The organism is Streptomyces sp. WAC07094, from assembly GCF_036320405.1.
GTDB classification, from domain to species: Bacteria; Actinomycetota; Actinomycetes; order Streptomycetales; family Streptomycetaceae; genus Streptomyces; species Streptomyces lannensis.
The window spans coordinates 6,261,282-6,274,299 of record NZ_JAVMJZ010000001.1 but is presented as its reverse complement, the minus strand read 5'-3'; the positions used below and the strand labels follow the sequence as shown (position 1 = coordinate 6,274,299).

The following is a 13,018-nucleotide window of genomic DNA, read 5'->3' as shown; positions in this document are numbered from 1 at the left end:
ATCAGGTGCTCGTTGCTGTCACAGAGGTAGACCCGTGTGCTTGCCTCAACTCATCGCCGTCCGCCCGTCGTGCTTCCCTGAGACCTCATCCGCCTGCCGCGTCCACCGGCACCGCCCGCACCCATGTCCGGTCCTCGGTCAGATACCGGTCCACCCTCAGCCCGGCCTCTTCGAGCGCCTCCTCGAAGACCTCTCTGCTCAGTGGCCGGGCCAGGAAGGTCTGCGTCCAGGCCGCGTCGGGGAACTGGTACTCCGCGCGCACCGAGTTGACTCCGTCACCGACCGGCTGCGAGGACACGATCCGCACGGTGAAGCCGCTCGGATCGACACGCTCACGTGGCGTGTCGGTGTGGTAGTCCTCCCCCTCGCGCTGGATCAGCACACACCCGCCGGGCGCCACATGCCGGACGCACGCCCTCAGCAGTCCCCGCCGCACCTCCACGTCCCCGGCGTGCACCAGGAACGAGGCGAGCATCACCACGTCGAACGTCTCGTCCAGCTCGAGGGCCTCGATCGGACTGCGGAGCGTACGCGCGCCACGCACTCGCTCCAGCATCTCCGGCGACTCGTCCACCGCCGTGACCCTGAAGCCGCGCTCCAGCAGCGGATGGGTCATCCGGCCGACCCCGCTGCCCAGCTCCAGGATGTGCGCGCCCGCGGGCACCGCCGCGGCGATGATGTTCGGCTCGTCCCCGATGGGCAGCCGTGAGTACAGCTCGACCGCGCAGCCGTCGGGTGTGATCGCGCCCGGGCCCGTGCCCCCGTAACCGTCCCGCATCGTCACCTTCATGCCCGTCCAACGGACCGCGCCGCGCGCCCCGTTCCCTCAACCCCCTCACTCGATAGAGTGAACGTTCGGGGATGGAACGCATGACCGGGCCGGTCAGAGCACGAACCAGCCGTGCCCCCCGTACCAGTGCCCGCCCGCCCTCAGATGGTCCACCACGGCCCGCTCGACGCTGCTCCGTCGCGGCAGGTCCGCCACCGGCAGTTCGGGGTCGCCGAAGACGAACCCGACCGGCACGCCGTCGTCCGGTGTCGTCTCCTGGTGCGTGAGCTCGAAGCGGTCCTGGAAACGGATGATGTTCGAGTCCGCCGGGAGATGGTGCTTGAGCTGCGGGTCCAGCAGCCAGGAGTGGCATACCGCGATCTCGTACGGCTCCTCGGGGAAGTGCTCGGCGAAGAAGGCACGGGCGAGTGCCAGCGACCGCTCGCAGGCGGAGGGCGTGAGCGGGCCGCGGAAGTCGGGTATGTGCACGCTCAGACACGGGTCCCCCGGCCCCTGTCTCCCGCCGGAGGCCGCGACCGCCTCCCCCGTGCGCTGCCCGAGCCGAGCGCGCTGATACTGCAGCCGTCCCAGCTGGAACAGCTCCCCGTGGAAGTACAGCGCCGTCCACCACGGAAACAGCAGCCCGCCCGTGCCACGCCGCCGACGGTGCACGGCCATCTGCCGGCCGAGGTCGGCGAGCGTACGGCGGGAGACGTCCTCCGGGACGCCGCGCCCACGGTGGTAGGCGCGCACATGCGGCAGAGCCGCGACGAAGACGTACACATGGAAGAGCCGCCCGAGCGGTCCCGCCGACTCCGGGAACGCCGGGGGCTCCCAGCCCTTCCCGATCTCCCCCATGTCGCGCACGAACCGGGCGGCGCACCGCGCCAGCAGGGCCATCGCCTCGTCGTCCTGCGCCAGCCGGCCCCGGAGCGCGACGAGGTCGTTGATGTCCTCGTGGGGCACCGACAGATCGAGCAGGACGTCGGGCAACTCGTCCACGTGGGGCAGCACGACCTCCCGGGGAGCGTCCTCCCCGCTCTCGAGATCCCTCAGCCACTCGGCGAGCCTCGCATCCGCCCGCAGCGCCTTCAGCAGCACCATCGCCCCTCCCCCGGGGACCGGTCCCGCGCTCCGCGCGATCCATGGGATCCGGTCACCGTTCCCTGGTGAACGTGCACGACGAAGGGTACTTGTCCTCGTGGGAGTAGTGATGTGAATGCGTACGGGCAGTGAGCCGGCGACAGCGCGCAGTGCGCTGCGGGCACGCTTCTGGCTGAGCCTGTGGGGTCTGGTCTGGGCGACCTTCGGAACGGTCGCCTTCGCCCTGGTGGGCCGGCCCGGCTGGGCGGCCGCGTGCGGTGTCCTGTGGCTGGTCGTCGCCGTGGACCTGGCCGTGATCCTGCACCACATGCACCAGGGCCCTCACTGGCAGCCGGGCCGCGACGTCCCGCCCTACACCCCGCCGGACCACCGACGGTAGCGGGCCCGGGGGAGGCCCGGGCGCCCACCGAGCGACGACTCGCCGAAGGCGGCGAGCCCGCTAGGAGTCGAAGCGTGCCGCCTTCAGGTACTGCGGGTTCGGGTCCAGGGCCGCCGCCAGCCGGAAGTGCCGCTTCGCCTCCTCCGGCCGCGCCTGGCGCTCATAGGTGCGGGCCAGCGCGAAGTGCGCGAAGGCGTTGTCCGGCTCACGCTCCAGCACGATGCTGAACTCCAGCTCGGCGGGACGCAGTTGCGCGGCGGCGAAGAAGGCACGCGCACGGAGCAGCCGCGCGGCGGTGTTCTCCGGATGAGCGGCGATCACGCCGTCGAGCAGTTTCACCGCGCCCCGCGGGTCCCGCGCGGCGAGCAGCTGCTCGGCGGCGCGGAAGTCGATCACATGTGTCTCCGGAGTACGTCCGGTCGGATCGCTGTTCTCGGGCACGGCAAAGTCCTTCCCTTACTGCACCGGTTCAACGCCCCCGATGGTGACCGCTATTCCTGTGAGCGTTGCGCCCTGCGTACGAGATCCACCCATACGTCCCTTACGCTCCGCTCCAGCCGAGGGAGATCCACATCGTTGTCGATCACGATGTCCGCGACCTCCAGACGCTTGTCCCGGGTCGCCTGCGCGGCCATGCGCGCGCGTGCGTCCTCCTCGGTCATGCCCCGCAGCCGGACCAGCCGGTCGAGCTGGGTGGCGGGGCTCGCGTCGACGACGACCACGACGTCGTACAGCGGGGCGAGCGCGTTCTCGGCGAGGAGGGGGACGTCGTGCACGACGACGGCGTCCTCGGGCGCGGCGGCCTCCAGCTCCCGGGAGCGGGCGCCCACCAGGGGGTGCACGATCGCGTTCAGGACGGCGAGCTTCTCCGGGTCGGCGAACACGACGGAGCCGAGCTTGGGCCGGTCCAGACTTCCGTCCGGCGCGAGGACGCCCGCGCCGAAGGCGTCGGCCACCGCGGCCAGCCCCGGGGTTCCGGGCGCGACGACCTCGCGCGCGATGCGGTCCGCGTCGATCAGCACGGCCCCGCACTCCACGAGCAGTCGCGACACCTCGCTCTTGCCGGCTCCGATACCGCCGGTCAGACCCACCTTCAGCATGACCGGAAGCCTACGGCCTGCCACCGACGGCCGGCAGTACAGGTCTCCGCGTTCAGCCGTCGCCCTCGCGTTCCGCCAGGAAGCGCTCGAATTCCTGCCCGATCTCGTCCGCGGACGGGATCTCGACGGGCTCGGCGAGCATGTTGCCGCGGGTCTCGGCCCCCGCCGCGGCGTCGTACTGGTGCTCGAGGCCCTGCACGAGCGCGACCAGTTCCTCGTCGCCCTCCTGGATCTGCCGGTCGATCTCCGTCTGCGTGCGGTAGGCGTCCGTGCGCAGGGTGTGCGCGACGGTCGGCAGGACCAGCCCGGTCGCGGCGGTGATGGCCTCCAGGACCGTCAGCGCGGCGTCCGGGTAGGGAGAGCGGGCGATGTAGTGGGGCACATGGGCCGCGACGCCCAGGACGTCGTGGCCCGCCTGCATCAGCCGGTACTCGAGCAGGGACTCGGCGCTGCCGGGCACCTGCGCCTCGTCGAACGGGCTGCTGTGCCCCGGAACCAGGTCGGTGCGGTTGCCGTGCGGGGTGAGGCCCACCGGTCGGGTGTGCGGCACGCCCATGGGGATCCCGTGGAAGCTCACGGACAGACGGACCCCGAGCCGCTCCACGATCTGCCGCACGGCGGCGGCGAAGCGCTCCCACTCGACGTCGGGCTCGGGACCCGACAGCAGCAGGAAGGGCGCTCCGGTGGCGTCCTGGACGAGGCGCACCTCGATCGAGGGCTCCTCGTAGCCGGCCCAGCGGTCGCGCTTGAAGGTGAGCAGCGGACGGCGGGCGCGGTAGTCGACGAGCCGGTCGTGGTCGAAGCGGGCAACGACCTGGTGGGGCAGCGAGTCGAGGAGCCGGTCGACGATCTGGTCGCCGGTCTCACCCGCGTCGATGTAGCCGTCGAAGTGGTAGAGCATGACCAATCCGGCCGACTCCTGGGCGAGCGCCATGTCGACGACGGCCAGGCCCTTCGGCTCCCATGCGTACAAACCCTGCGGATCAAGCACGTAGACCGCTCCTCCTCGTGTTCGCCGTGGTCAACGCCCCGGGGGACACGGGCATTCCCGTATCCCCCGGGATCGTCACGCCATGGCGCTCCGGCCGGGCCGGATCGCCGCGGCGGCGGGTCGGCTCAGGAGGCGAGGACGCGCTGGTGCAGTTCCGTGACGACCTTGCGCGCCGAGGAGATCGCCCCGTGCTGCCAGGCGTCCAGGTAGCTCAGGTAGTCACCGGCGAAGTACACGTTGCCCTGCGGCTTGTTGAGCGGTGCGTACGCCGGGGCGTCGGGGCCGCCGGGCATGGAGTGCCAGGCGCCCTCGAGATGTGGGACGAGCTTCCACTGGTGGGAGAAGGAGGCGGCCAGTTCGGTGCGGTACTTGTCTCCGTGGATCATGACGCCCTGGGCCACTGCGCGTTCCAGGCGTTCGGCCGGGGTGAGCGCCGAGTACACCTCGGAGTGGGCACCCGTGTTGTAGTAGCCGATGATCAGACCGCGGTCGCCGAGATGGCCGTAGGAGGGGTACCAGATGTGGTCCAGGTCCATGTCGGTCTCGGTGATGCCACCGAAGATCCTGAAGTCCTTCTCCCACCAGCGGCTCCTGTACTCGAGGCCGATCTTCGAGGCGTAGGAGGGCTTCACCGCGAGGAGCGCGGTCTGCACCTCGGGACCGAGGTTGTGGGGGGTCCTCGCGAGCAGGTGCGGGGCCAGGGTGGCGACGCAGTAGTCGGCCCTGACCACCCGGGTGCGGCCGTGCTGGGTGTAGCTGACACGGACACCGTCACCGGTGTTGTTGATGTCGGTGACCGCCGCGCCCGTCCGGATCCGCTCCTGGCCGATGGCACGGGCGAAGGCCTCGGGTATCCGGTCCATGCCGCCGACCGGCTGGAACATCAGCATCGCCTGGTCGTAGCCGAACTCGAAGGAGAAGTAGCGGCCCACGTTGGAGGCGAAGACCTCGGACAGGGAGGGGACACCGCCGAGTTCGTCGCCTGGGGTGCCGGAGGCGCCCGGATCGACGGTGAAGCCGCGGTGCTCGGTTCCCGCGTACGTGTAGTCGGCACCGAGGGAGCCGTAGCTCTTGAGGAAGGTGAGCAGCCGCTCCTTGTCGTCGGCCGTCAACTCGCCGTCGAGGGCGCCGGCGTTGGTGGCCTTGGACAGCAGTTCGGAGACATAGCCGTAGACGTCGGCCTTCGCGGTCCGGTACCGGACCGGTGCCGTCATGCCTCTGCCCGGGTTGTAGATGAGGGCACTGGCGTTGGAGTTGGTGAACACCTCGATGGGCACGCCCAGTTCACGGCAGTAGTCGAGGGTGACCATCCACTGGGCGAGCCGGGCGGGGCCCGCGTTCATGTACTGGCCCTTGCTGAAGCGGGCCGTCTGCTCGACACCGTTGATGTCCGTGAGGCTGTCACCCCCGCGGACGGTGAGGTTGCGGCCGCCGACGCGGTCGCGGGCTTCGAGGACCGTACAGTCGTAGCCGGCCTTGCCCAGCTCGTACGCGCAGGTGAGACCGGCGATGCCGGCTCCGATGACGACGACCTCGGCGGGTCTGCCGGATCGCCCCTGGAGGGTGAAGTCGCTGCGGCGGGGCGCCTGGAACGGCGCCTCCTTCTCGGCCGCGTAGGCGGCGGTGGGGGCGAGGCCGAGCGCCCCCATGGTGGCGAACATGGCTCCGGCGCCGCCGGTGAGACCGACGTTCCTCAGGAACGCCCGCCGACTCGTTCCCGACCCGTGCTGAGGCTGTGCCATGGAATGGGCTCCCCTTCCGATCTTGAACGAAGACCGGGGAAGCCTGGCACTGGGCGGTTACGGCCCATCGGTTGCCGGTGTAACCCACACGTTTCTGCAGAGTCCAGTACGGCCCGTCCGGCGATCGGGCGGACGCCTGCACCGAGGGCCCGCACCCTGAACGGGTGCGGGCCCTCGGCTATCGGCTAGGCAGCCTCAGCGGTGAGCGTCAGCTCTGGCCGCCGGCCAGCTTCTCGCGCAGAGCGGCAAGCGCCTCGTCCGAGGCGAGCGCACCGGAGGTGTCGCTGCCCTCGGAGGAGTACGAACCGCCGGTCGCGGCCGGAGCGGCGGCCTCGCCACCCTCGGCGGCAGCGGCGGCGTCCGCCTCGCGGGACTTGATGACCTGCTGCTGGTGCTGCTCGAAGCGCTGCTGCGCCTCGGCGTACTGGCGCTCCCACTCCTCGCGCTGCTTCTCGTAGCCCTCGAGCCAGTCGTTGGTCTCGGGGTCGAAGCCCTCGGGGTAAATGTAGTTGCCCTGGTCGTCGTAGGACGCGGCCATACCGTACAGGGTCGGGTCGAACTCGACCGAGGCCGGGTCGGCACCGAAGGACTCGTTGGCCTGCTTCAGCGAGAGGCTGATGCGACGGCGCTCGAGGTCGATGTCGATGACCTTGACGAAGATCTCGTCGTTGACCTGGACGACCTGCTCCGGGATCTCCACGTGGCGCTCGGCCAGCTCGGAGATGTGGACCAGACCCTCGATGCCCTCGTCCACGCGGACGAACGCACCGAACGGAACCAGCTTCGTGACCTTACCGGGCACGACCTGGCCGATCTGGTGGGTGCGGGCGAACTGCTGCCACGGGTCTTCCTGGGTCGCCTTCAGCGACAGGGAGACACGCTCGCGGTCCATGTCGACGTCGAGGACCTCGACGGTGACCTCCTGGCCCACCTCGACGACCTCGGACGGGTGGTCGATGTGCTTCCAGGACAGCTCGGAGACGTGGACCAGACCGTCGACGCCACCCAGGTCCACGAAGGCACCGAAGTTGACGATCGAGGAGACCACACCGGAGCGGACCTGACCCTTCTGGAGGGTCGTGAGGAACGTCTGGCGGACCTCGGACTGGGTCTGCTCCAGCCAGGCACGGCGGGACAGGACCACGTTGTTGCGGTTCTTGTCCAGCTCGATGATCTTCGCCTCGAGCTCCTTGCCGACGTACGGCTGGAGGTCGCGGACACGGCGCATCTCGACCAGCGAGGCCGGGAGGAAGCCGCGGAGGCCGATGTCGAGGATGAGACCACCCTTGACGACCTCGATGACGGTACCGGTGACGATGCCGTCCTCTTCCTTGATCTTCTCGATGGTGCCCCAGGCACGCTCGTACTGGGCGCGCTTCTTCGAGAGGATCAGGCGGCCTTCCTTGTCCTCCTTCTGGAGGACCAGGGCCTCGATCTCGTCGCCGACGGCAACGACCTCGTTCGGGTCGACGTCGTGCTTGATCGAGAGCTCACGGCTCGGGATGACACCTTCGGTCTTGTAACCGATGTCGAGCAGGACCTCGTCCCGGTCGACCTTCACGATGACGCCGTCGACGATGTCGCCGTCGTTGAAGTACTTGATCGTCTCGTCGATCGCGGCGAGGAAGGCTTCCTCGTTACCGATGTCGTTGACCGCTACCTGCGGGGTGGTGGCGGTGGTCTCGGTGCTGCTCGTCATGTGGGAAAGGGCTCCGGTACGGACATTGAAGTCGTAGGCACTGCTTACGCCGGGAGCCCGTTTCGCTCTGCAGAAGCCGGACAGCCAAGGAAGCGCCACCATTAAGGACACCGGGTGCCCGGTGGCGCCTCGAGAACCGAGGGGACATACAACAGATGCGAGCGCAGCCTGCTCCGTCTGAGGCGCGCAGGCCCGCAGCGCAACTTGTAGCATACGGGGGCAGCCGGACAGGGTCAATGCGCGAAGGCGCACACCCGGGGCAGATAGCCGCATTCCCGGCACAATCCCCACGCGACACGGGCGTGTACCGGGCTACGCCACCAGGTCACACGGGCCGGAGACGCATCGCCGATGACACCGCGGCGGCGGGTTGGACGGAAGAGTACGACGAGGGAGCCGATCATCCAAGAGCCCGAACAGTTCGAGCCGGAAGCCACCCGACGCACGGCGGGTGTCACCGAGAGCGCCCGGGCCAACCGGGGCTGGTGGGACCGGAACGCGGACGAATACCAGATCGAACACGGCACGTTCCTCGGCGACGACCGCTTCGTGTGGTGCCCCGAGGGCCTCGACGAGGTCGAGGCCGAACTGCTCGGCCGACCGGACGACCTCAAGGGCAAGGACATCCTGGAGATCGGCGCCGGCGCTGCGCAGTGCTCGCGCTGGCTGGCCTGCCAGGGCGCGCGCCCGGTGGCGCTCGACCTCTCGCACCGGCAGCTCCAGCACGCCCTGCGCATCGGCGGCTCCGTCCCCCTGGTCCAGGCCGACGCCGCCGTCCTGCCCTTCCGGGACGCCTCCTTCGACCTGGCGTGTTCCGCCTACGGGGCGCTGCCGTTCGTCGCGGACCCCGTCCTGGTCCTGCGGGAGGTGCACCGGGTGCTGCGTCCCGGCGGCCGTTTCGTGTTCTCCGTGACCCACCCGATCCGCTGGGCGTTCCCGGACGAGCCGGGGCCCGAGGGTCTGTCGGTGTCCGCCTCGTACTTCGACCGCACGCCGTACGTGGAGCAGGACGACGAGGGCCGTGCGGTGTACGTGGAGCATCACCGCACGCTCGGCGACCGGGTGCGGGACATCACGGCGTCCGGTTTCCGGCTCGTCGATCTGGTGGAGCCGGAATGGCCCGCCTGGAACACCTCGGAGTGGGGCGGCTGGTCGCCGCTGCGCGGCGGTCTGATCCCGGGGACGGCGATATTCGTGTGCGAGCGGGGCTGAGCGGGCGGTTCCGGCCAATCCGCGACGAGGGCGGCCGTTCGCGTATGCCCGCGTCGCGGGCAGGGCACAAACGACATGTCGACACGTCGCCCTCGGGGCTGCGGCGTGCGGCGCCATGCGTGGTGGGGGTATGCGCATGCACATCTGCCCGGTCTGCGAGCGGAGCGACAGGATCACGAGGCTCCGCGCCCACTGGAGTGCCCTGCCGCCGCAGGGGCGGGCCGCGGCGCCGCACCTCGCCCGCCCCTCGCTGGACGACGAGCGGTGGGCCGGACCCGTCGGGCTGCTGACCGTGGGCTGCGCCCTGCTGGTCTCCGAGGCATGGCTGGGGTACGTCGGGGTGGCGGGCGGAGGCGTCTGGCTGGTGTCGCTGCGCGACAAGGCGGCCCAGACCGCGAGGCGACGCGCCGAATGGCGCAGAAAGCTGTTCTGCCGCCGCTGCGAGCACGTCTTCCTCCCCTGACGCGCCCGCCTGGAACACTGGTGCGGTGATCCGCCACGACGCTCTCGACCGTCTGCCCGTGCGCTCCGCCGTCCCCGCGCTCCGGGACGCACTGGACGGCCACGGCGCGGCGGTGCTGTGCGCGCCGCCCGGCACCGGGAAGACGACGCTCGTGCCGCTGGTCCTCGCCGGACTCGTCGGCGACGGCCCGGCGCGCCGCGTCGTGGTCGCGGAGCCGCGGCGGATCGCCGCGCGCGCCGCGGCACGGCGGATGGCGTGGCTGCTCGGCGAGAAGGCCGGGGACAGCGTCGGCCACACCGTGCGCGGCGAACGGGTGGTGGGGCGGCACACGCGCGTGGAGGTCGTCACGACCGGAGTGCTGCTGCAGCGGCTGCAACGCGACCAGGAATTGGCGGGCGTCGACGTCGTCGTGCTGGACGAGTGCCACGAGCGGCACCTGGACGCCGACACGGTCGCCGCGTTCCTGCTGGACGTCCGGGAGACGCTGCGGCCGGAGCTGCGGCTGGTGGCCGCCTCCGCGACGACGGACGCGCAAGGCTGGGCCGGGCTGCTGGGCGGGGCTCCGGTGGTCGAGGCGGAGGGCCTGTCGTACCCCGTCGAGGTGGTGTGGGCGCCTCCCGCGCGCCCCCTGCGGCCGCCGCACGGGCTGCGCGTGGACCCGGCGCTGCTCGCCCATGTCGCGTCGCTGGTGCGGCGGGCACTCGCGGAGTGCGAAGGCGACGTGCTGTGCTTCCTGCCCGGCGTGGGTGAGATCGCGCGCGTGGCGGGGCAACTGGGCGACCTGGGCGACATCGAGGTGCTCCAGGTGCACGGGCGGGCACCGGCCGCCGTGCAGGACGCCGTGCTGTCCCCCGGAACCGGGCGGCGGGTGGTGCTGGCGACCGCCGTCGCGGAGTCGTCGCTGACCGTGCCCGGGGTACGGGTGGTCGTGGACTGCGGACTCGCCCGGGAACCGCGAGTGGACCACGCGCGCGGGCTGAGTGCGCTGACGACGGTACGGGCCTCGCAGGCCACGGGCGGACAGCGCGCGGGCCGGGCGGGGCGCGAGGCCCCGGGCCGGGTGTACCGGTGCTGGTCCGAGGCGGAGGACACACGGCTCCCCCGTTTCCCCGCCCCGGAGATCCGGCTGGCAGATCTGACGGCCTTCGCGTTGCAGGCGGCCTGCTGGGGCGATCCGGACGCCTCCGGGCTCGCGCTGCTGGATCCGCCCCCGAGCGGGGCGATGGCGGCGGCGAGGTCGGTCCTGGCGGCCATCGGCGCCGTGGATCCCGAGGGGCGGGCCACGGATCGGGGCGCGCGGATGTCCCGGCTCGGTCTGCATCCGCGGCTCGCCCGGGCACTGCTGGACGCCGCCCCGGAGGTCGGTCCGGAGCGGGCCGCCGAGGTGGTCGCCCTGCTGAGCGAGGAGCCGCCGCGGGAGTACGGGGACGACCTGGCGGCGGCGTGGCGGACGGCGCGCCGCGGAGGTGACGCGTACGCGGCACGCTGGCGGGAGGAGGCGCGCCGGCTGCGGGCCGCGGCGGACGCACCGCGGCGGCCGGACACGGGCGGCGCGACGAGCGCGCAGGACGACCGCGCGGCCGGTCTTGTCGCCGCACTCGCCTTCCCCGAGCGGCTCGCCCGGGCCGACGGCGGCTCGTTCCTGATGGTGAACGGCACGCGTGCCGAGCCGGCGGCCGGCTCGCATCTGCGCGGCGCGCCGTGGCTCGCCGTGGCCGTCGCCGACCGGCCCCTCCAAGCGGGGCACGCACGCGTACGGCACGCCGCGGTGGTGGACGAGCACGTGGCCCGGCGCGCCGCCGCCGCTCTGCACACCACGGACGACGAGGTGCACTGGACCGGCGGGGACGTCGTCGCCCGGCATGTCGAGCGGCTCGGGGCGGTCGAGCTGACGGTGCGGCCCCTGCGGGAGACCGCCCCGGCCCTGGTGCGGGATGCCCTGCTCGAAGGGCTGCGGCAGGAGGGGTTCGGGCTGCTGCACTGGTCGCCGGGCGCCCTGCTGCTGCGGCAGCGTCTCGCCTTTGTGCGGCTGCACCTGGGTGCGCCCTGGCCGGAGGTCACCGACGACGCGCTCCACGTGCGCGTGGACGAATGGCTCGAGCCCGAGCTGAGCCGCGCGCGGCGACGCGCCGATCTCGCGCGGATCGACGCCGCGGGGGCCCTCGCCCGGCTGCTGCCCTGGGCCACCGGTGAGGCCGCCCGGCTCGACGAGCTCGCCCCCGAACGGATCGCCGTCCCGAGCGGGTCCGCGATACGCGTCGACTACGCGGACCCCGAGCGGCCCGTCCTGGCCGTGAAGTTGCAGGAGATGTTCGGGCTGCAGGACTCACCGGAGATCGCCGGGGTCCCCGTGCTGGTGCATCTGCTCTCCCCCGCCGGGCGCCCGGCCGCGGTCACCGCGGACCTCGCCTCCTTCTGGCGGGACGGCTACCGCGCCGTACGGGCGGAACTGCGGGGCCGCTACCCCAAGCACCCCTGGCCGGAGGACCCGGCCGGTGCGGAACCGACCCGGCACACCAACGCGCGGCTCAGGCGGTGACCGGGTCGGGCTCCCGCGCCCTGCCGGGCGCGGCCTCCCCCGGGCGCCGGCCGCGGGCCTCGACCAGGAGGGACAGCGACAGCAGGCAGACGCCGAGGGCGAGGAAGCCCCACGGCAGACGGGACGTCAGCATCAGCACGAGCGTGCGGTTGTGCTTGACGAGGGCGACCGTCGACCTGATGTAGTCCTCGCGCATCTTCACATGGCCCGCGAACGCCGTGACCTTGGCGCGGCCTCCGAGGAGCGTGCCGCCGCGCAGTTCCTCCTTGTGCATCTCCTCGCCGTAGACGGGCGCGCCGGTCACGGGCTCCACCCAGAACCTGCGGACCGTGGTGTACCAGCGCGTCGTGCCGGTCTTCGCGACCGATTCGGCGGTGATGCCCCGGACGGGCATGGCCTTGGGGAAGGGGACCTTCGTCCAGGGGATGGTCTGCTCGAAGTAGTAGACCTTCACGCCCCGGAAGGTCTGTGTGCCCTTGTAGTGGATGGGCGCCGTGATGCGTGCCTGCGCGTCGAAGTACTCGTAGTCCCTCTTCTGCGTCAGGAACGGCCACTTGAACTCGATGCCGTCGCGGCGGACGGGATCGCCGTCGACCGACTCGCCGGTCGCGTGCACGGGTTCCTGGGTGTGCGCGTCGAAGATGTAGCGCTCGGGGATCCGGGAGACCATCTTGCCGTCGGGACCCTGCACATAGGACAGGCCGTCCCAGACCACCACGTCCCGCCCGGCCGACTTCTCGATCTTCTTCCCGGCCTCCACATCGCCCTTCAGGGTCTGCACGATGGTGACCTGGGGGACCGTGCGGGACGTCATGGTGCCGTAGTCGAGAAGGGTGGCGTTCCTCGCCTGAAGGACCATGTCCTGGTACTGGTTCGCCGGGACCTCGGCCAGCCGCGGAAAGGCGTACCAGCGCAGCAGTGGGGACAGCGCCGTGCAGAACACGGCGAGGGCGAGCAGGATCAAGCCGGCCTTGCGGCGCATCTCGTCGTCCTCCCTGTGCGTGCGGGTGCGGCTGTCCG

At 71.4% G+C, this 13,018-nt stretch carries 12 protein-coding genes; 4 read left to right on the top strand and 8 right to left on the bottom strand.

All coding sequences use genetic code 11. The features are described 5' to 3' along the window. Nucleotides 1–85: 85 nt before the first annotated feature. Both RCR19_RS27745 and RCR19_RS27740 read right to left on the bottom strand, forming a co-directional pair. Nucleotides 86–790: a class I SAM-dependent methyltransferase gene (locus RCR19_RS27745; protein WP_331267602.1), complete on the bottom strand. Its 705-nt coding sequence runs from the start codon at nucleotides 788–790 to the stop codon at nucleotides 86–88. A gap of 93 nt (nucleotides 791–883) precedes the next feature. Beyond that, on the bottom strand, nucleotides 884–1,870 hold the full coding sequence (locus RCR19_RS27740) for an acyltransferase domain-containing protein (RefSeq protein ID WP_331269574.1): 987 nt from the start codon (nucleotides 1,868–1,870) through the stop codon (nucleotides 884–886). A 118-nt stretch (nucleotides 1,871–1,988) separates the two neighbouring features. On the opposite strand from RCR19_RS27740, the gene RCR19_RS27735 reads away from it, so the two are divergent. Continuing rightward, the gene (locus tag RCR19_RS27735; RefSeq protein ID WP_331267601.1) at nucleotides 1,989–2,252 is read left to right on the top strand and encodes a DUF6343 family protein; all 264 of its coding nucleotides are present in this window, start codon (nucleotides 1,989–1,991) and stop codon (nucleotides 2,250–2,252) included. A gap of 60 nt (nucleotides 2,253–2,312) precedes the next feature. Here the strand turns inward: RCR19_RS27735 and RCR19_RS27730 are convergent, their stop codons facing one another. From RCR19_RS27730 to rpsA, 5 genes are all read right to left on the bottom strand, one after another. Further along, entirely contained in the window at nucleotides 2,313–2,693 is a 381-nt protein-coding gene (locus tag RCR19_RS27730; RefSeq protein WP_059133140.1) for a tetratricopeptide repeat protein, read from the bottom strand. Between the two features lie 50 nt (nucleotides 2,694–2,743). Continuing rightward, a complete protein-coding gene (gene coaE, locus RCR19_RS27725; RefSeq protein ID WP_331267600.1) occupies nucleotides 2,744–3,352 on the bottom strand; it encodes a dephospho-CoA kinase in 609 nt (202 codons plus the stop codon). A gap of 52 nt (nucleotides 3,353–3,404) precedes the next feature. After that, entirely contained in the window at nucleotides 3,405–4,343 is a 939-nt protein-coding gene (locus RCR19_RS27720) for a PAC2 family protein (protein ID WP_220294469.1), read from the bottom strand. A gap of 125 nt (nucleotides 4,344–4,468) precedes the next feature. Continuing rightward, the gene (locus tag RCR19_RS27715) at nucleotides 4,469–6,085 is read right to left on the bottom strand and encodes a flavin monoamine oxidase family protein (protein WP_331267599.1); all 1,617 of its coding nucleotides are present in this window, start codon (nucleotides 6,083–6,085) and stop codon (nucleotides 4,469–4,471) included. A 208-nt stretch (nucleotides 6,086–6,293) separates the two neighbouring features. Continuing rightward, the gene (gene rpsA, locus RCR19_RS27710; RefSeq protein WP_059133144.1) at nucleotides 6,294–7,784 is read right to left on the bottom strand and encodes a 30S ribosomal protein S1; all 1,491 of its coding nucleotides are present in this window, start codon (nucleotides 7,782–7,784) and stop codon (nucleotides 6,294–6,296) included. 351 nt (nucleotides 7,785–8,135) lie between these two features. Here rpsA and RCR19_RS27705 point away from each other — a divergent pair, with 351 nt between their 5' ends. From RCR19_RS27705 to hrpB, 3 genes are all read left to right on the top strand, one after another. After that, a complete protein-coding gene (locus RCR19_RS27705; protein ID WP_331267598.1) occupies nucleotides 8,136–8,996 on the top strand; it encodes a class I SAM-dependent methyltransferase in 861 nt (286 codons plus the stop codon). Between the two features lie 130 nt (nucleotides 8,997–9,126). Continuing rightward, entirely contained in the window at nucleotides 9,127–9,459 is a 333-nt protein-coding gene (locus RCR19_RS27700) for a hypothetical protein (protein ID WP_331267597.1), read from the top strand. Between the two features lie 25 nt (nucleotides 9,460–9,484). Continuing rightward, nucleotides 9,485–11,998, top strand: a complete 2,514-nt coding sequence (gene hrpB / locus RCR19_RS27695; protein ID WP_331267596.1) for an ATP-dependent helicase HrpB — start codon at nucleotides 9,485–9,487, stop codon at nucleotides 11,996–11,998. On the opposite strand, the gene RCR19_RS27690 is transcribed toward hrpB, so the two are convergent. Then, nucleotides 11,988–12,980, bottom strand: coding sequence for a DUF3068 domain-containing protein (locus RCR19_RS27690; protein WP_331267595.1), 993 nt, complete (start codon nucleotides 12,978–12,980; stop codon nucleotides 11,988–11,990). The genes hrpB and RCR19_RS27690 overlap by 11 nt on opposite strands. Nucleotides 12,981–13,018 lie beyond the last annotated feature (38 nt).